Origin of the sequence: Nitratireductor aestuarii (assembly GCF_014641695.1) — a bacterium.
Classification (GTDB): domain Bacteria; phylum Pseudomonadota; class Alphaproteobacteria; order Rhizobiales; family Rhizobiaceae; genus Chelativorans; species Chelativorans aestuarii.
Genome location: NZ_BMIF01000017.1, coordinates 23,252 through 40,222 on the forward strand (window position 1 = coordinate 23,252; position 16,971 = coordinate 40,222).

A 16,971-nucleotide genomic window follows, 5' to 3' on the forward strand; every position below is an offset into this window, starting at 1 on the left:
ACGCTTTACAGAGTCGGACAAGAGCGAGACGAGGGACACACCCCGACGCTTGGGCTACTCAGTCACCGGCGACGAAGAACACCCATTCGCCTTCAGGCGAGATGCCGACGCGGAAGAAATTGTAGGCGCCGAACTCCTCCATGCCCTCGTAGTCGCCGGCAGTGACGAGCGTCATGAGCTCGACCATCTGCTCTGGCGTCAGCTTCTGTAGCGGCATGGCAGCGAAGTACGGCCAGACATAGAGCTCCTCATCGGTACCCTGGGCCACCTGCACGAATGGAGCTTCCAGGAGCTCGAGCAGGATCGCCATGATCTCATAGCCCTTCGCGTCACCGGACATGCTGCGCAGGAAATCGACCTGATCCTCAGGCTGGTCCGCGAAGGAGAGCTGGGTGCCGTTTTCGGGCGAGCCGAGCAGGGGGCGGAAGCGATTGATGTCGCCGCTCCTGGCCGCTTCCATGATGAGCCGACGCATGCGCTGCACAGGTTCCGGCAGGATGGCCGTGTCGCGCAGGATCGGCGGTGGCGTGGCATCCTCATCCGCACTGGCGGCGGGCGCATCGTCATCCGTGTCTGTTGTAGTTACGCCAGGCGTCATGGAGTCGAGCGGAATACGCTGCACCTTCTCCTGGATCACCTTCTCCTCACCGTCGTCGACGACATCCTTCGGGAGCGAAAGCGCAGGCGTGGCGGCAGCCGCTACCGTCAGCAAAAGAACGGCCGCAAGCGGAAAAGTGGCAGATCGTTTGGACATCGGAGCAGGTCGCCTTCTGGTATGATTCCCGGAAACTATACCAGCAGCGGCACGAGGCTCAATGATGTGTGCGCGCGTCGAGGAATTCGCCGGACACGACACGGTCGCGCAGTTCGTCGAGAAGCATCAGAAGCTCCTCTTCGTCGTGTGTCTTGCCGAGCTCGCGGAGCGCGGTCGAGAAGGCTGATTCGGCCATGATCTCGGGTTCGATGCCGGCGAGCTGGGCTTCGGCCCATGCCTCGTTCTGATACTCGGCGGAGCTCAGGCGCATGTCTTCTTCAATCTTTGCACGCAGATCAGCTACCGTTACGAACATCGTTATCATCCTTCGCATTGCACGAGTGGCTTGAACTCGATCCGCAAACCTTATCACGTGAAATGCGGCCCCGCTGAGACCAACCACTTTGTGGTTAAGCGACGGTAAACAAAGATCAATATCCGTAGCGATCGACAATGCCGGTCGACAGCTGTTCGCCCTCTTTCATGTAGAGTTCGATGGCCATGACAGCCGATTTCGTGCAGGTCTTGTAGACGGAAGCAAAGGCGCTGTAGCCGTGGTTGAAGCTGGAGACGAGGCGCGCCCGCCGTTCAGGATCGGGCTTCTCGGCATCCAGCAGGGCTTCCATGCGCTCCCGCCATTGCCCATCCTTCTCCCCGCAAAGCGGGCGCAAGTAGTGGAGCGAGCCCAACACTTCGGCCAGCCGCAGCAGCTGGCGGTCATAGGCCATCTCGGCGGCCACGGCTGTCCTTCCGCCCAAGGGAGCAAGGAGAGCCAGAATCAGGAGTATGGATACCGTAAGGGACTTCGTCTTCATTCGCTCATCTTGCCGCTATCCGGCGGAACAACAAGGGGGCTGGCGTTGTCGATCAGCCGCGTAGCAACCGACAACGTGCTGGGTGTGATCGGAAGAGCACGCATCTCGTCAAGGCTGTACCATCCCGCAGAGGCGGCGTCATCGCTCGCCTGCAAAGTGCCGGAGAGGCTTTCGGCCAGGAAGATCGCCAGTCGGTAGCGCTTGCCGTTATCCCCCTCCAGAGTCATCTGCTCGAGTGCAGTGAGGCGCGCTGCCGTCAGGTTCGTCTCCTCGTTAAGCTCGCGCATGGCTGCCTCCTCGTCCGTCTCGCCGCGCTCCACGCGTCCGCCCGGAAAGGCATAAAGGCCGGCGGACGGGGCACGGCCGCGCCTCACCAGCAGGAACCGGTCCCCGTCCAAAGCTACGATTGAAACTGCGTGGATATCGGCCATAAATGATTGCGCCTGAAGACTTCGGTGCTCTAGCTTAGTGGAGACTGGCGCGCTGGCAAGCATTCAGGAGCGGATAAGAACAATGTGCGGACGCTTCGCGTTGACGGGCAAGCCCGCAGAGGTAGAGCGCGTCTTCGGCCTCGCCGAGGGCGACGACTTTCCTCCTCGCTTCAACATCGCGCCGACGCAGCCGGTCATGATGGTCGTTCCCGCACCGCCGAGGGCTCAAGGCTCCAATCTGCCGCACCGGCAGGCGGTTCTGGTGCGCTGGGGGCTCATCCCTTCCTGGGCCAAGAACACGCAGGACGTGTCGCTGATGTTCAACGCCCGGTCTGAAAGTGCTGCGGTAAAGCCTTCATTCCGCACGGCAATGCGTCATCGCCGTACGCTCGTCCCGGCCTCAGGCTTCTACGAGTGGCGCAAGCTCAACGACGGGCGCACGCAGGCCTATTGGCTGCGGCCACGCGATGGCGGTGTGATCGCCTTTGGCGGTTTGATGGAGAGCTGGTCGGAACCGGGCGGTTGCGAGATCGACACCGGCGCGATCCTCACGACGCGAGCGAGTGCCGATATCCGCGACATCCATGAACGGATGCCGGTCGTCATCCGGCCGGAGCATTTCGACCACTGGCTGAACTGCTGGACCAATGAGCCACGTCACGTGGAGGAACTGCTGCAGCCGGTGGAGGAGGGCTTCTTCGAAGCCATCGCCGTTTCGGACCTCGTCAACAATGTCGCCAATACTTCTCCGGAGATCCAGGCGGAGGTGAAGGCGAAGGCTCCCCGCCGCAGCGAGAAAAAGGCTGAGGCCACCGCACAGCTTCAGCTCTTCTAAGAGCCGACCAATCTGATGCAATCCAGAAATCTGATGCTATAGGCAGAGTATGGACGTTTCACTCATCCCCGCATTCGCGGCGGGACTTTTCCTCGGCGCTTCATTGATCATCGCCATTGGGGCGCAGAATGCCTTCATTCTGCGGCAGGGGCTCATAGGCAGCCACGTCTTCGTGCTCTGCCTGATCTGCGCGCTATCCGATGCGCTTCTGATCGTCACCGGGGTGGCTGGTCTCGGCACCTTGATCAAGCAGTCGCCGGCGCTGATCACGGTGGTGACCGTCGCGGGTGCCGCGTTTCTCTACGGTTATGCGTTTCTCGCGCTGCGTCGCGCGCTGAAGCCGGAGGCGATGCAGGCTGCGCGGGAAGGCAAGAGGGATCTGCGAGCCGCCGTGCTCGCTTGTCTCGCCTTCACTTTCCTGAACCCGCATGTCTATCTCGACACGGTGGTGCTCGTCGGCTCGCTCTCGGCGGCCTATGAGGGGGCTGCAAGATGGGCCTACGCGGTTGGCGCGATGCTGGCCTCATTCATCTGGTTCTACAGCCTTGGCTATGGAGCGCGTCTGCTTCAGCCGCTGTTCGCCAATCCGATGGCATGGCGGGTGCTGGACAGTATCATCGCGCTGGTCATGGCGGCTCTCGCTTCAGGACTCCTCGCGCGGCTCCTGTAGGCTTTGCTGCTCTTCTGCCTGCTTCTTCGGACGGCAGGCAAGCGCTGCGTTGACGGCCGAGATGCCGATGCGATGATAATTGGTGATCAGGTCGCTCTTCGGCGGTTGCGGAGCCTGCACTGCAGGTTGTCGTTGTACCTGATGGGTGGACATTTGTTCGCCCTCTTGGCTGTAAAACGGTCGTCCAGAGCATGCTTGAATTCTGACAAATTCATGTCAGGGCTCGCAGTCTACTCTCCTTAAGCACCGCGTGATAGGTTTAGCGTTAACAAACGGTTGCGACTGTATCTTGCAGAGCACAGATTCAACGCTTGACGCGGGGAAGCGGCAAAGCGATAAGACGCGCATGAAAACGCTGTGCGCCACCATCGATATCTGCATTAGCATTATTGGCTAGCTTCATCGCTGGTCCGGCCGTTTTTACCTCTCTCCCCGAAATGGAAAACGCCGAGGCCAGAATGGCCAGGGCGGCTTATCGTGCGTGACGCGCAAAGAGCAGGATGCGAAGATGTCAGAGGGATTTAAGGGCCTTGTCGTCTACAACACGCTGACGCGGCGCAAGGAGGAATTCATTCCCCTCGATCCGTCTCGTGTGCGCATGTATGTCTGCGGCCCAACGGTCTACGACTTTGCCCATATCGGCAACGCCCGACCCGTCATCGTCTTTGACGTGCTGTTCCGGCTGCTCCGCCATCTCTATGGCGAGGACAAGGTTACCTATGTCCGCAACATCACGGACGTTGATGACAAGATCAACGCACGCGCATTGCGCGACTATGGCGTTGAGATTGGGGCGGGAAAGCTGACGCTCAACGAGGCGATCCGCGCGGTCACCGAAAAGACGGCGGACCAGTTCCACAAGGACGTCGCCGCAATCGGTACGCTTCCGCCGACGGTGGAGCCGCGTGCAACCGAATTCGTGCTGCCGCGCGAGGACGGCCGCACCGATATGGTGACGCTGATTCAAAATCTTATCGATCGCGGCCATGCCTATGCGGCAAAAGGAGAAATCCTCTTTGACACCGCCTCGATGCATGACTACGGCGAGCTTTCCCACCGCAAGCTGGATGAGCAGCAGGCCGGAGCACGCGTCGCCGTCGAGGCGCACAAGAAGCAGCCGGCAGACTTCGTGCTATGGAAGGAATCCGCGCCGGAAGAACCCGGCTGGGATGCCGAATTCAAGATCGACGGCCAGCCGCTCACCATCCGTGGCCGTCCAGGCTGGCACATCGAGTGTTCCGCCATGTCGGCCGCCTACCTCGGTGAAGTCTTCGACATTCACGGTGGCGGGCTCGACCTCATCTTCCCGCACCATGAGAACGAGATTGCCCAGTCGCGCTGCGCCCACGGCACGCACACGATGGCGCGCTACTGGATGCACAACGGCTTCCTGCAGGTTGAAGGCCGAAAGATGTCGAAGTCCGAGGGCAACTTCGTCACCATCAACGAGCTGCTGGAGACGGACCGTTTCGGTGGACGCTCCTGGCCGGGTGAAGTGCTGCGCCTCGCCATGCTGATGACGCACTACCGCCAGCCGATCGACTTCAGCGTCGACAAGCTCACCCAGGCGGAGAAGGTGCTCGACCGGCTCTATCGCGTCGTCGGCAATGTCGAGGCGGCTGAAACTTCTGAGACGAAGGACGAGGTCGCGGCGCGGCTCAAGGACGATCTCAACACATGGGAAGCGCTGATTGCGCTGCAGGGTGCAGCTGACGCTGCCGAGACAAAGAAGGACCCGGCGCTGGCGGCTGCACTCAAAGGCGCTGCCAATCTGCTCGGCCTGCTCACCAAGACGCATGACGAATGGGAGGCTGGCAAGCGGCAGTCGGCCGGCATCGACGAGGCGGCCATCGAGGCACAGATCGAACAGCGGCTGACCTTCCTCAAGGAAAAGAATTTCCAGGAGGCTGACCGGATCCGCGCGGAGCTGACCAGTCAGGGCGTGCAACTCATGGACTACAAGGACACCGAAACGGGCGAACGTCGCACGCGCTGGGAAGTGAAACGATGAGCAAGGAACGCATCTACCTCTTTGACACGACCCTGCGCGACGGGCAGCAGACGCCCGGCGTCGACTTCTCGGTTGAGGACAAGATTGCCATCGCCCAGATGCTCGACGATCTCGGTATCGACTATGTCGAGGGCGGCTATCCGGGGGCGAACCCGACCGACAGCGAATTCTTCGCCAAAAAGCGCACGACCCGGTCGCAGTTCGTTGCTTTCGGCATGACCAAGCGCGCTGGCGTTTCCGCCTCCAACGATCCGGGTCTTGCGGCTCTCATCCAGGCGAAAAGCGATGCGATCTGCTTCGTCGCCAAGAGCTGGGACTATCACGTCCGCGTCGCGCTCGGCACGACGAACGAGGAGAACCTCGAGTCCATTCGCGCTTCCGTCACCGCTACTCAAGGCGCTGGCAAGGTGGCGATGGTCGATTGCGAGCATTTCTTCGACGGCTACAAGGCCAACCCGGAATACGCGCTATCCTGCGTGAAGACCGCTTACGAAGCTGGAAGCCGCTGGATCGTGCTCTGCGACACCAACGGCGGCACGCAGCCGGAAGAAGTGCGCAGGATCGTTTCAACAGTAATCGCCGCTGGCGTTCCCGGAGATCATCTCGGCATTCACGCCCACAACGATACGGGGCAGGCAGTCGCCAATTCTCTGGCTGCCATTGAGGCTGGCGCCCGGCAGATTCAGGGCACGCTGAACGGCATTGGCGAACGCTGCGGCAACGCCAATCTTGTCACCATAATTCCGACGCTCATGCTGAAGCCCGTCTATGCTGAGCGGTTTGAGGTGGGCATCACGCCTGAGCGTCTCGCGGGCCTCTCCAAGCTCTCCCATGCGTTCGATGAACTGCTGAATCGCGCGCCGGATGCGCAGGCGCCCTATGTCGGCAGCTCCGCCTTCGCGACGAAGGCAGGCATCCATGCGTCTGCGATCCTGAAAGACCCGCAGACCTACGAGCATGTGGCTCCGGAGGCCGTTGGCAACGAGCGGCGGCTGATGGTGTCGGATCAGGGCGGCAAGTCGAACTTCCTCGTGGAACTGCGCCGTCGCGGCATCCAGATCGACAAGGACGACCCGCGCCTCGACAGCCTGATCGCGCAGGTGAAGGAGCGCGAGGCTCAGGGTTATGCCTATGAGGGTGCGGATGCGAGCTTTGAGCTGCTCGCGCGGCGGGTGCTCGGCAGCGTACCGGAATTCTTCAAGGTCGACAGCTTCCGCTGCATGGTGGAGCGCCGTTTCGATGCCAACGGAAACATCAAGACCGTTTCCGAGGCTGTCGTCCGGGTTACAGTCGATGGGGAGACGCGCCTTTCGGTGGCCGAGGGTCATGGCCCGGTCAACGCGCTCGACATCGCGCTGCGCAAGGATCTCGGCAAGTACCAATCCGAGATCGAAGACATGTCGCTGACGGACTACAAGGTGCGCATCCTGAATGGCGGCACCGACGCCATCACGCGCGTGCTCATCGAGTCCTTCGACAGCACCGGCGAGCGGTGGTGGACCGTGGGCGTCTCCGACAACGTCATCGACGCTTCGTTCCAGGCCCTCATGGACTCCATCATCTACAAGCTGGTCAAGAACCGTGAGGCGATCCGGCTGGCTGGGTGAAGCATTTCATCCAGCGACGCCCTTATAAAATGAGCACGAATCCTTTATAATCCCTGCCACTGCGCGCCTTTAGGCCCTGCTCATGCGCCATGGCATGGCAGCTCTCGCACCCGTCGTTTGGCATGGATTTCAGTGTTCCTGTGTGAAACTGCGACGAACGGACTTTCCGATGTGCTGAGACGTTGATTTTCAAAGGCTTTTGTTGTCCAGACATTGAAAACACGCTAGACCGGCAGAAGGGCTAGGGAAACGGCAATGACAATGACACCGCAACGAATTCTGCTCTTTCTGGCAGGGCTGCTTATCGCAGGCTTTGGCGCAGCCTACTACAATGGTGTCTTTGACAGACAGGCGCCTCACCAGGCTGCCGTGACGCAACCAGCCACAGCAACGGCAGAGGGATCAAGCGCGGAAAAGACCGAGCCGGCTGAAACCGTTGCCGAAGCGGAAAAGGCTCCCGCCAAGTCAGAGGAAAGCGTTGGCGCGGATGAAGCCGTTGTTGCCGCCAAAGAGGCTGCGGCTGACGAGGCGAAGGTCGTCGTTCCGAGTTTTGACCTGCTGCGCGTCGAGCCTGATGGTTCGCTCGTCATCGCGGGGCAGGCCGCTCCCAATTCGACGGTCGAGATCGTCAACGGCTCCTCGGTACTTGCCTCTGCGAAGACGGAAGCCAGTGGCGATTTCGTAAGCGTTCTGGATCGTGCACTGAAGCCGGGGGACCACACCGTCGTCCTGCGCTCGACCTCCTCCGAAAAGGTTTCGGCTACTTCGCTCGAGACGGCGATCATCTCCGTGCCGTCCAGCAAGGAAGGCGAAGTCGTGGCGCTGGTTCAGCAGCCCGGTCAGCCGAGCCGCCTGATCTCCGTGCCGGAAGCTGCCCCCCAGGTGGTGGCGCAGGCAGACGAACAGCCGAAGTCCGATGATGATGCTGCTGCTCCGGACAATGTGGCCAAGGCCGATACGGCCAAGGCCGATGCGGCCGAGGACAATGTTGCCTCTGATACATCGGATGTCGTTGCCCGGCCTGAGGTCGTCACCCCGCAGCCCGCTGAGAATAACGCCGCCGCCGCTTCAGATGCTGCTTCTTCCGAAGCCGCACCTTCCGATGTAGCTGCAGAGGAACCAGGGAAGGCCGAGGAACCATCAGCCGTGGCCAGCGAGCAGCCTGCAGTCGAACGGCAAGCCGCTGTTCAACCGGTCACACCGGACGTTGCTCCGAGCGCGCCGCAGGTGGCTCCGGCGGCTCCACAAGAAGAGCCGCAGCCAGCACATGAGGCTGCAAAGGATGAGCAGCAGACGCCGCCTGCCGCGCCGCAAAGCGTGCAGCGCGCCAGCACTTCGCCCTTCATTGAGGCGGTGGAAATCGACGGTCGCGAGGTGTTCGTGGCGGGGCAGGCTGAAGCGGGCAAGCGCGTTCGCGTCTATGCAAACGAGGTTCTGCTTGGTCAGGCAACGGTGGATACGAACGGACGCTTCCTGATCGAAACCGAGCGCGATCTTCCAGTGGGCGATTACATCGTTCGCGCCGATGTCCTCGGCAAAGACGGTGTGACCGTGGCTGCCCGTGCAGCGGTGCCATTCGCGCGACCGGCAGGCGAGAGCATGACGTCCGTCGCCCCGGCACCAACGGAGGCCCCTGCAAGCGAGGGCGCTGCGGTTCAGTCGACTGCCGCTCAGGATCCCGAGATGGGCGCTGCGTTGGAGCGCTCCGACGGCGCCGTGATCATCCGCAAGGGCGATACGCTCTGGCACATTTCGCGTCGCGTCTATGGCCGTGGCATTCGCTACACGACCATCTATCAGGCAAACAAGGACCAGATCCGCAATCCGAACCGCATCTACCCTGGGCAGACCTTTGCGCTGCCGGGTCAGAGCGAGGATGGCGAGACCGCCGATCTGGAAGCAATCAAGGACCGTCAGTCAAACTGACGGTCCTGGCTTGCAGCTTCATCGTTCATCGTATATCGACGATGAACGATGAACATGTCGCCTCATAACAGTATCCATGAAAACTGCTCGGCCGAGCGCCTGTCGCGGGAACTCAACGCGCTGGCGCATCCCGTGCGTTTGCAGATCCTGAGCTACCTCACTCGGGTGAATGGCTGCTGCTGCAAAGATGTCGTGTGCCAGTTCGATCTGGCGCAGTCGACGGTCTCGCAGCACCTGAAGATACTGCTTGAGGCGGGCCTGCTTGAGATGAAGCCCCAGGGGCAGAGGTCCCAATACTCGCCCAATCGAGAGGCGCTACAATCCCTCGCTTCGGCGGTGAACCGTCTGGCGGGCGGCTTTGCCATGGCGCCGCTCCAGGACGAGCAGAAGATTTAACAGACAGTCTAAGGCGCGAAAATTGCAACAGAAAACCGTTTCAGCCGAGTCGGGCTCCCTTCTACGTACGCTGGGTAACCTGTGGCCCTACATGTGGCCTTCCGACCGTCCGGACCTGAAAGCCCGCGTCGTCGTTGCGCTCGCCTTCCTGGTGCTGGCAAAGGTGATCCTGCTTACGGTTCCATACTTCTTCAAGTGGGCGACCAATGCGCTCGCAGGGGAGGGCGGTGCTCCGGCATGGGTGCCCGCGGTTCTTGCCGGGCCAATCATGCTGGTGGTTGCCTATAACGTTGTGCGCGTGGCGCAGCTCGGTTTCAACCAGCTCCGTGATGCGCTTTTCGCCCGTGTCGGCCAGCATGCGGTGCGCGAACTTGCCAATCGTACCTTCGTTCACCTTCACGCCCTTTCGCTGCGCTTCCATCTGGAGCGGCGCACGGGCGGCCTTTCCCGTGTCATCGAGCGCGGAACGAAGGGCATTGAGATCATCGTCCGCTTCACGATCCTGAACAGCGTTCCGACGCTTCTGGAGTTCCTGTTGTCGGCAATCATCCTGGCGGTGGTCTATGGCTGGCAGTACCTCGCCGTCGTAGCCGTCACGGTCTGGCTCTACATCTGGTTCACCGTGAAGGCGAGCGATTGGCGCATCTCCATCCGCAAGCAGATGAACCGGTCAGACACCGAGGCCAACACAAAGGCCGTCGACTCTCTCCTCAACTTCGAGACTGTCAAATATTTCAACAATGAGGAGATGGAGGCACGGCGCTTCGACAAGTCGATGGAGCGCTACGAGGAAGCGGCGACCAAGACCTGGACCTCGCTCGGCTGGCTCAACTTCGGTCAGGGCGTGATCTTCGGCCTCGGCATGATGGCGATCATGGCGCTCTCCGCGCTTGAGGTCATGCGCGGCACGCACACGGTCGGCGACTTCGTCTTCGTCAATGCGCTCTTGATGCAGCTTTCGATCCCGCTCAACTTCATCGGCTCGGTCTATCGCGAAATCCGCCAGGGCCTCACCGACATCGAAGAGATGTTCGACCTGCTCGACGTTGCACCCGATGTCGAGGACCGGCCGGATGCGAAGGAGCTGCAGATCGAGAAGGGCGAGGTTCGGTTCGAGAACGTGCACTTTGCCTATGACCCGAGCCGTCCGATCCTGAAGGGCATCAGCTTCACGATCCCGGCAGGCAAGACTGTGGCGATTGTTGGCCCTTCAGGCGCAGGCAAGTCGACGATTTCGCGCCTCATCTTCCGCTTCTATGACATCCAGCAGGGCGCGATCCTGATTGATGGCCAGGACGTACGCGACGTGACGCAGAAGAGCCTGCGCAAGGCGATTGGAATGGTGCCGCAGGATACGGTGCTCTTCAACGACACGATCGCCTACAACATCCGCTATGGCCGCCCCGATGCCAGCGAAGAAGAGGTGCACAATGCGGCTCAACTCGCGCAGATCGATGGATTCATCCGCAACCTGCCGGATGGCTACAAGGCGATGGTGGGTGAGCGCGGTCTGAAGCTTTCCGGTGGCGAGAAGCAGCGCGTCGCGATCGCCCGCACCATCCTGAAGGCACCTCCGATCCTAATCCTCGATGAGGCGACCTCTGCACTCGATACCCAGACGGAGCAGGAAATCCAGGCAGCACTCGATCTGGTGAGCCGCGATCGCACCACACTGGTCATCGCGCACCGGCTCTCAACCGTCATCAACGCCGACGAGATCATCGTGCTTCGGGATGGCACCATCGCCGAGCGCGGAACGCACTGGTCGCTGCTCGAGCAGGACGGGCTTTACGCACAGATGTGGAGCCGTCAGCGCGAGGCGACGGAGGCCGAAGAGCGGTTGCGCCGTGCTCGCGAGGAGGACGAGATGGGCGTTGTTGTTCGCAAGGTGCCGGCCTACGAAGAAAAGGTCTAGGCCCCGGAAGGATGTGAAAAGCTAAGGTGTTGGCAAGGCGTGCCATTTTGCCATACTCCCTTTACTATTCGCGCCGAAACCCCCATTTCTAGAGAATTGTTCCCAGCTACAAGCGAGTGAAAATGAGCCTGACCGATACGATCAAGAAGACGCTTGTGCCGATTCATCGTGAAGGATACCCCTTCATCGCGGCATTCTTCGTCGCATCGCTGTTGCTCGGATTGATCTGGGAGCCGCTCTTCTGGATCGGCCTCGTCCTCACTGTCTGGTGCATCTACTTCTACCGCGATCCCGAGCGTTTCACGCCGATAGACGACCAGTTGGTAATCGCACCGGCCGATGGTGTCGTTTCCTCCGTCGGCCCGGCATTTCCGCCGCAGGAGCTTGGGCTCTCCGGCGAAATGATGCGCGTTTCCATCTTCATGGACGTCTTCTCCTGCCATATCAACCGCTCTCCGGTGCGTGGACGTATCTCAATGATCGAACATCGTCCGGGCAAGTTCCTGAATGCCGATCTCGACAAGGCAAGCCAGGAGAATGAGCGTAACGGCCTGGTCATCGAAACGAGCCACGGTCCCGTGGGCGTCGTGCAGATTGCAGGCCTCGTCGCGCGCCGCATCGTCTGCTGGGCGCAGCCCACAAGCGAGATCGTCGCTGGCGAACGCTTCGGTCTGATCCGCTTCGGTTCCCGCGTCGACGTTTATCTTCCGGAAGGCGCAAAGCCACGGGTGGCCGTCGGCCAGACGGCTGTGGGTGGCGAAACCGTCATTGCCGAGTTCGGCAGCTCTCATCCTGCACCGCTTGTGAGGGTTTCCTGATGGCGGGGCCTTTCGCTCCGTTCGAGCCGCACGGCGGCGGCGGCCCCCGCATTCGTGAGATCCCGCTGCGTATGCTCGTGCCGAACATGATCACGGTCACGGCTATCTGCGCAGGCCTCTCGGGAATCCGGCTCGCCTTCGAAGGAAGGTACGAAATCGCAGTCATCATGGTTCTGGTGGCGGCCTTCCTCGATGCGATCGACGGTCGCGCTGCGCGCATGCTCAAGGCGAGCTCCAAGTTCGGTGAGCAGCTGGATTCGCTCGCCGACATCGTCAACTTCGGCGTCGCGCCAGGTCTCGTCCTCTACGCCTATCTTCTGCACGGCGCGCACGCGTTCGGGTGGATTGCCGCGCTCGTCTTCGCCATTGCCTGCGCGTTGCGCCTTGCTCGCTTCAACGTGGCTCTTGAGGATCCGAACCGTCCCGCCTGGGAGGGTGACTATTTTGTCGGCGTTCCGGCACCTGCCGGAGGTGTGCTCGTCATGCTGCCCGTCTATTTCGGCTTCCTTGGCTTTCCGACGAACGACACGGTCGCCATCGGCGCCTCCGTCTACACGATCGTCATCGCAATGCTGATGATCAGCCGCCTGCCGGTCTATTCGGGCAAGTCAACCGGAACGCGCATTCGCCGCGAGTTCGTCATGCCGCTGCTTCTGGTGCTGGTCGCCTATGTGTTCCTGCTTGCAAGCTACACTTGGCAGACCGTCGCGGCTTCCTCCATCGCCTACATCATCTTCCTCGGGTTCAGCGCGCGCGCCTATTCACGCCGTGCCATTCGGGAGAAGGAAAAGGAAGAGGCTGCGGCAGATACTGTCAACGAGGGGTGAGGGGGAGAAACTCTAGACCAGTTCAGACTTTCACAGAAACTCTGAACTGCTTTACCACTTTGTTTTCTCGCGGTTCCGGACGGAAAACCGGTTTCCACTTTTCCTGGAACGGCTCAGGGGTATTCCGAAGCGCATTGCCAAATTGGCGGTGCGCTTTTTTTCTTTGTCCGCTGAAGCCTACAATCTTACAGCGAGGGCTCGGCTTCCCGGACAGGCGCGATTTCGACGTCGGTGCGGGCATTCAGCAGGTGATTGAACATCGCCATGGCTGCGAGCGGGCGCTCCTGCGCGGACGCTGCGATCAGTTCAGCGATCGTCATCGCGGGCAGGGTCTTGATCGTCAGGCGAGGCAGGAGGCTCCTGCGTTTCGTCTTCTCCAGCGAAAACATGCTAGTGGCCGCGCCTTCGATATAGACTGGAACGATGCGGGCTTCGGCACTGACGGCGATGCGTGAGATAGCGCGGAATAGCCGGAACGTCTTCTGGTCCGGCGCCGGATCGTCCGGCAGGTAGACGGCCAGGCGACCGCGGCCGCGCAGACGGCGAACCAGCCTCCGGCTCACGAACACATGGTGCGCGTTGAAAACGATTGTGCGCGCCAGGGTCCGCCACGGATCGAGCCACCAAGCCTTGGCGGAATCGACGTCGAGTATGTGCAGCGTGTCTTCCGGCAGCAGTGACAGCATGAGCGCCGGTTCCAGCCGCGAACTGTGCCAGATCGCATAGATGACCGGCGGCTGCGCCTTCTGGGCAGTCGCCATGTCCTCGTCGTTCACCCGGAAGAGCACCTTGAACGGCACATAGAGCAGCGCCTGCTGGAAGGTGAGTTTCATTGCTGACATGAGCCAAAGCGCCAAAGCGCTCCAGAGAGCCAGGATCAGGGCAACAATGACAATGGCCGCTGCTAGCATGATCTACCTCTGGATAGGAACGCTTCCTGCAGAAACCCACGTATGGTGAAGTTGCGGCCCTCACGCAGGCGAGGAGCGAGATCTTCACAGCGGATGGCTAGCCTAACCATAGGTGGGAGGACGTCAACAGCGATTTCTGAGACTACTGCGGCATTTGATAGTGCAGGAACTTGTTCTGCGGGACGTCGAAGATAGCGCCAGTCTCGGTCACGGAACGACTTGCCAGACGGGCAATTTTGGCAGCAACTTCAAAGGGATGCGGCAACGTGTTCGGGTCTTCGCCGGGCATCGCCTGGGCGCGCATCGCGGTGCGCGTTGCACCCGGATTTGCGGCGTTGATCCGCAGTGGAAGATTTTCTGTCTCATGCGCCCAGGAGCGGACGAGTGCTTCCACAGCTGCCTTTGAGGCGGCATAGGGCCCCCAGAAGGCGCGGGCGGAATGCGCGGCACCCGAAGACAGGACGACAGCGCGTCCGGCTTCGGCAGCGCGCAGCAGCGGGTCGACCGCGCGTATCAGACGCCACGTCGAGGTGACGTTGATCGCCATGACGCGCTCGAACACCTTAGCTTCCACATGGCCAAGCGGGGAGATGACGCCGAGGATGCCGGCATTTGCGACCAGAACGTCGAGCTTGCCCCAACGCTCATAGATCGCGCCGCCGAGGCGGTCGATGCCTGCCATGTCGGTGAGGTCGAGCGGCACCAGTGTAGCCTGGCCGCCAGCCGACTTGATGTCATCGTCGAGCTCTTCCAGTCCACCCGTGGTGCGGGCGACTGCGACGACATGAGCTCCGGCAGCGGCCAGTTCCTTTGCCAGGAAATAGCCGATGCCGCGCGATGCGCCGGTTACGAGAGCGATCTGCCCGTTAAGGTCGAGAGCTTCAGTCATGGAAGAGATTGGTCCTTCTTGAGACATCAGCCCCCGCCGTATCCACCAGGGGCCAGATGACGCTCCTGGGAATTAGCTGTTGTGGCCGCCGGCCGCGAGCACGGACGGATGGCGCAGGTTCTCCGAGCCTTCCTGATCCGTCAGACGGGTCGGGTAGTCCTTGGTGAAGCAGGCGTCGCAATACTGAGGAGCCTCATTGTTGCGACCAGCTTCGTCCAGCGCACGATAAAGTCCCTCAATGCTGAGGAAGCCCAGCGAGTTGGCGCGGATAAAGTCCGTCATCTCTTCGGTCGTCATGCGCGAGGCGAGCAGCTTGGAAGCGCTCGGCGTGTCGACGCCGTAGAAGCAGGGCGCGCGGGTGGGCGGCGAAGCGATGCGCATGTGTACTTCCTTCGCGCCAGCATCGCGCACCATCTGCACGATCTTCTGGCTCGTGGTTCCACGCACGATGGAGTCATCCACCAGAACAACGCGCTTGCCCTCGATCGAGCGGCGGTTGGCGTTGTGCTTCAGCTTCACGCCCATATGACGGATCGAATCCGTCGGCTGGATGAAGGTACGGCCCACGTAGTGGTTGCGGATGATGCCGAGCTCGAACGGGATGCCAGCTGCCTGCGCGAAGCCGATGGCAGCAGGCGTACCGGAGTCCGGCACCGGAATGACGATGTCAGCGTCGACGGGATGCTCAAGCGCCAGCTGGGCGCCGATACGCTTGCGCACTTCGTAGACGTTGTGGCCCTCGACGGAAGAGTCGGGACGGGCAAAGTAGACGTATTCGAAGATGCAGAAGCGGGACGACTGCGGCTCGAACGGGAAGAAGCTTTCGGTGCCGTGATCGGTGATCACGATCATCTCGCCGGGCTTCACGTCACGAACATAACGGGCACCGATGATGTCGAGCGCGCAGGTCTCGGAAGCGAGGATGTAGGAGCCGTCGAGATCACCCAGCACCAGCGGGCGGATACCGAGGGGATCACGGCAACCAATCATCTTCTTGTTGGTGAGCGCCACGAGCGAGAATGCGCCCTCGAGCTGGCGGACGCCGTCGATGAAACGCGCGTTGGTATCTTTCTCCTTGCTGGTCGCAACCAGGTGGAGGATCGTCTCGGTGTCGGACGTGGACGAGAAGATTGAGCCCTGCTTCTGCAGGGTGCGCTGGATCGTGCTGGCGTTAGTGAGATTGCCGTTATGGGCGATCGCAAAGCCGCCGTCGGCGAGTTCCGCGAAGAAGGGCTGGACGTTGCGGAGGCCGGAGCCGCCCGCTGTCGCATAGCGCGTATGGCCAATCGCGCGGCTGCCGTGAAGGCGCTCGATAACGGCTGGCTTTGTGAAGTTGTCGCTGATCAGGCCGATGTGCCGCTCGACAAAGAACTGGCTGCCATCGAATGAAACGATACCGGCCGCTTCCTGACCTCTATGCTGGAGCGCATGGAGACCCAGGGCCACGATTGCGGCTGCGTCCTTGCGGCCAAAAATGCCGAAGACGCCACATTCGTCGTGAAAGTGGTCGTCAGCTTCGTCAGGAAGAATGCATTCATCAGCCATTGCTGGCGTGCCTCATGTAAGATTTGCAGCGTGTGCGCGGCGGCTCTTCCAGCCGTCAGTTACTTGTGGCGGCATCGTCCGCCGAGCGAGGCGACAACCGGTCGAGGATCGACGTTTCCGAGTCATCCGGCAGCAGATCCTTCAAATAGGTTCCAACGCCTTCAAGCAAAGGTCTCGACTTTGCTTCCGCGACCCAGGTCGGAGGGTTCGAGCCCAGGAGCCAGGTCAGGAACAGGAAAGCTACGGCCATGACAACAATGCCGCGGGCGGCGCCATAGACAAAGCCAAGGGTACGGTCCAGCGCACCGATGCGGGAGTCTATGATGAAGTCCGCCATCTTCATCGTGATGAGCGTCGCAACGATCAGCACAACGAGGAAAACGCCTGCCGCAGCCAGGGCCAGAGCAATCATCGCGTTGCTAATATGGGGTGTGATGAAGGGCAATACCACCGGATAGAGAAAAAATGCCGCAACAGCGGCAATTGCCCATGACGCGATGGATAGAACTTCGCGCGAAAAGCCACGAACCATTGCGAGGATGGCTGAGATCAGTGTGAATCCGATCAGAATTCCATCAAGAAGCGTTATTGGCATTCCTACCCCAATTCGTTTCCGGTCCG

General features: G+C 61.0%; 18 protein-coding genes. 9 read left to right on the forward strand and 9 right to left on the reverse strand.

Annotated features, from left to right (window positions below; translation table 11 throughout):
* Positions 1 to 58: 58 nt before the first annotated feature.
* The 4 genes from IEX27_RS19115 to IEX27_RS19130 form a co-directional block, all read right to left on the reverse strand.
* On the reverse strand, positions 59 to 754 hold the full coding sequence (locus IEX27_RS19115) for a hypothetical protein (protein ID WP_188722703.1): 696 nt from the start codon (positions 752 to 754) through the stop codon (positions 59 to 61).
* A gap of 58 nt (positions 755 to 812) precedes the next feature.
* Complete coding sequence (locus IEX27_RS19120; RefSeq protein WP_188722704.1) at positions 813 to 1,070, reverse strand: hypothetical protein; 258 nt, start codon at positions 1,068 to 1,070, stop codon at positions 813 to 815.
* A gap of 115 nt (positions 1,071 to 1,185) precedes the next feature.
* On the reverse strand, positions 1,186 to 1,569 hold the full coding sequence (locus IEX27_RS19125) for a TIGR02301 family protein (RefSeq protein WP_188722705.1): 384 nt from the start codon (positions 1,567 to 1,569) through the stop codon (positions 1,186 to 1,188).
* Entirely contained in the window at positions 1,566 to 2,000 is a 435-nt protein-coding gene (locus IEX27_RS19130) for an NUDIX hydrolase (RefSeq protein WP_188722706.1), read from the reverse strand. The genes IEX27_RS19125 and IEX27_RS19130 overlap by 4 nt, the downstream gene beginning before the upstream one ends.
* An 82-nt stretch (positions 2,001 to 2,082) precedes the next feature.
* Between IEX27_RS19130 and IEX27_RS19135 the strand changes: the two genes are divergently transcribed.
* Both IEX27_RS19135 and IEX27_RS19140 read left to right on the forward strand, forming a co-directional pair.
* A complete protein-coding gene (locus IEX27_RS19135) occupies positions 2,083 to 2,835 on the forward strand; it encodes an SOS response-associated peptidase (RefSeq protein WP_188722707.1) in 753 nt (250 codons plus the stop codon).
* Between the two features lie 49 nt (positions 2,836 to 2,884).
* Entirely contained in the window at positions 2,885 to 3,505 is a 621-nt protein-coding gene (locus IEX27_RS19140) for a LysE/ArgO family amino acid transporter (protein WP_188722708.1), read from the forward strand.
* On the opposite strand, the gene IEX27_RS19145 is transcribed toward IEX27_RS19140, so the two are convergent.
* Entirely contained in the window at positions 3,479 to 3,658 is a 180-nt protein-coding gene (locus tag IEX27_RS19145) for a hypothetical protein (RefSeq protein WP_188722709.1), read from the reverse strand. The genes IEX27_RS19140 and IEX27_RS19145 overlap by 27 nt on opposite strands.
* A gap of 355 nt (positions 3,659 to 4,013) precedes the next feature.
* Between IEX27_RS19145 and cysS the strand changes: the two genes are divergently transcribed.
* The 7 genes from cysS to IEX27_RS19180 all read left to right on the forward strand — a co-directional run bounded on the left by cysS (position 4,014) and on the right by IEX27_RS19180 (position 13,005).
* Positions 4,014 to 5,516 (forward strand): cysteine--tRNA ligase, encoded by a 1,503-nt coding sequence (gene cysS, locus IEX27_RS19150; RefSeq protein WP_188722710.1) that lies wholly within the window; start codon positions 4,014 to 4,016, stop codon positions 5,514 to 5,516.
* Positions 5,513 to 7,123, forward strand: a complete 1,611-nt coding sequence (gene cimA / locus IEX27_RS19155) for a citramalate synthase (RefSeq protein WP_188722711.1) — start codon at positions 5,513 to 5,515, stop codon at positions 7,121 to 7,123. The genes cysS and cimA overlap by 4 nt, the downstream gene beginning before the upstream one ends.
* Positions 7,124 to 7,378: 255 nt before the next feature.
* Complete coding sequence (locus tag IEX27_RS19160) at positions 7,379 to 9,049, forward strand: LysM peptidoglycan-binding domain-containing protein (RefSeq protein ID WP_188722712.1); 1,671 nt, start codon at positions 7,379 to 7,381, stop codon at positions 9,047 to 9,049.
* 54 nt (positions 9,050 to 9,103) lie between these two features.
* Positions 9,104 to 9,445 carry an ArsR/SmtB family transcription factor gene (locus IEX27_RS19165; protein WP_244630458.1) on the forward strand — a complete coding sequence of 114 codons (342 nt, stop codon included), beginning with the start codon at positions 9,104 to 9,106 and terminating at the stop codon, positions 9,443 to 9,445.
* 22 nt (positions 9,446 to 9,467) lie between these two features.
* The gene (locus IEX27_RS19170) at positions 9,468 to 11,360 is read left to right on the forward strand and encodes an ABCB family ABC transporter ATP-binding protein/permease (protein WP_244630459.1); all 1,893 of its coding nucleotides are present in this window, start codon (positions 9,468 to 9,470) and stop codon (positions 11,358 to 11,360) included.
* Positions 11,361 to 11,476: 116 nt separating this feature from the next.
* On the forward strand, positions 11,477 to 12,178 hold the full coding sequence (locus IEX27_RS19175) for a phosphatidylserine decarboxylase (RefSeq protein ID WP_308642633.1): 702 nt from the start codon (positions 11,477 to 11,479) through the stop codon (positions 12,176 to 12,178).
* Positions 12,178 to 13,005: a CDP-alcohol phosphatidyltransferase family protein gene (locus IEX27_RS19180; protein WP_188722715.1), complete on the forward strand. Its 828-nt coding sequence runs from the start codon at positions 12,178 to 12,180 to the stop codon at positions 13,003 to 13,005. The genes IEX27_RS19175 and IEX27_RS19180 overlap by 1 nt, the downstream gene beginning before the upstream one ends.
* A gap of 185 nt (positions 13,006 to 13,190) precedes the next feature.
* Here IEX27_RS19180 and IEX27_RS19185 read toward each other — a convergent pair whose 3' ends face one another.
* The 4 genes from IEX27_RS19185 to IEX27_RS19200 all read right to left on the reverse strand — a co-directional run bounded on the left by IEX27_RS19185 (position 13,191) and on the right by IEX27_RS19200 (position 16,945).
* The gene (locus tag IEX27_RS19185) at positions 13,191 to 13,916 is read right to left on the reverse strand and encodes a 2-acyl-glycerophospho-ethanolamine acyltransferase (RefSeq protein ID WP_188722716.1); all 726 of its coding nucleotides are present in this window, start codon (positions 13,914 to 13,916) and stop codon (positions 13,191 to 13,193) included.
* Positions 13,917 to 14,058: 142 nt separating this feature from the next.
* Complete coding sequence (locus tag IEX27_RS19190; RefSeq protein ID WP_188722717.1) at positions 14,059 to 14,805, reverse strand: SDR family NAD(P)-dependent oxidoreductase; 747 nt, start codon at positions 14,803 to 14,805, stop codon at positions 14,059 to 14,061.
* 72 nt (positions 14,806 to 14,877) lie between these two features.
* Positions 14,878 to 16,350 (reverse strand): amidophosphoribosyltransferase, encoded by a 1,473-nt coding sequence (purF, locus tag IEX27_RS19195; RefSeq protein ID WP_188722718.1) that lies wholly within the window; start codon positions 16,348 to 16,350, stop codon positions 14,878 to 14,880.
* A 55-nt stretch (positions 16,351 to 16,405) separates the two neighbouring features.
* Positions 16,406 to 16,945, reverse strand: coding sequence for a CvpA family protein (locus tag IEX27_RS19200; protein ID WP_188722719.1), 540 nt, complete (start codon positions 16,943 to 16,945; stop codon positions 16,406 to 16,408).
* Positions 16,946 to 16,971: the final 26 nt, after the last annotated feature.

What these genes read in the sequence shown, in the direction of transcription:
- IEX27_RS19130 (WP_188722706.1), bottom strand. Translation starts at nt 2,000, where the DNA reads ATGGCCGATATCCACGCAGTTTCAATCGTAGCTTTGGACGGGGACCGG.
- IEX27_RS19185 (WP_188722716.1), bottom strand. Translation starts at nt 13,916, where the DNA reads ATGCTAGCAGCGGCCATTGTCATTGTTGCCCTGATCCTGGCTCTCTGG.
- IEX27_RS19120 (WP_188722704.1), bottom strand. Translation starts at nt 1,070, where the DNA reads ATGTTCGTAACGGTAGCTGATCTGCGTGCAAAGATTGAAGAAGACATG.
- cysS (WP_188722710.1), top strand. Translation starts at nt 4,014, where the DNA reads ATGTCAGAGGGATTTAAGGGCCTTGTCGTCTACAACACGCTGACGCGG.
- IEX27_RS19200 (WP_188722719.1), bottom strand. Translation starts at nt 16,945, where the DNA reads ATGCCAATAACGCTTCTTGATGGAATTCTGATCGGATTCACACTGATC.
- IEX27_RS19190 (WP_188722717.1), bottom strand. Translation starts at nt 14,805, where the DNA reads ATGACTGAAGCTCTCGACCTTAACGGGCAGATCGCTCTCGTAACCGGC.
- IEX27_RS19140 (WP_188722708.1), top strand. Translation starts at nt 2,885, where the DNA reads ATGGACGTTTCACTCATCCCCGCATTCGCGGCGGGACTTTTCCTCGGC.
- IEX27_RS19135 (WP_188722707.1), top strand. Translation starts at nt 2,083, where the DNA reads ATGTGCGGACGCTTCGCGTTGACGGGCAAGCCCGCAGAGGTAGAGCGC.
- IEX27_RS19125 (WP_188722705.1), bottom strand. Translation starts at nt 1,569, where the DNA reads ATGAAGACGAAGTCCCTTACGGTATCCATACTCCTGATTCTGGCTCTC.
- IEX27_RS19165 (WP_244630458.1), top strand. Translation starts at nt 9,104, where the DNA reads ATGTCGCCTCATAACAGTATCCATGAAAACTGCTCGGCCGAGCGCCTG.
- IEX27_RS19145 (WP_188722709.1), bottom strand. Translation starts at nt 3,658, where the DNA reads ATGTCCACCCATCAGGTACAACGACAACCTGCAGTGCAGGCTCCGCAA.
- IEX27_RS19115 (WP_188722703.1), bottom strand. Translation starts at nt 754, where the DNA reads ATGTCCAAACGATCTGCCACTTTTCCGCTTGCGGCCGTTCTTTTGCTG.
- IEX27_RS19160 (WP_188722712.1), top strand. Translation starts at nt 7,379, where the DNA reads ATGACAATGACACCGCAACGAATTCTGCTCTTTCTGGCAGGGCTGCTT.
- cimA (WP_188722711.1), top strand. Translation starts at nt 5,513, where the DNA reads ATGAGCAAGGAACGCATCTACCTCTTTGACACGACCCTGCGCGACGGG.
- purF (WP_188722718.1), bottom strand. Translation starts at nt 16,350, where the DNA reads ATGGCTGATGAATGCATTCTTCCTGACGAAGCTGACGACCACTTTCAC.
- IEX27_RS19180 (WP_188722715.1), top strand. Translation starts at nt 12,178, where the DNA reads ATGGCGGGGCCTTTCGCTCCGTTCGAGCCGCACGGCGGCGGCGGCCCC.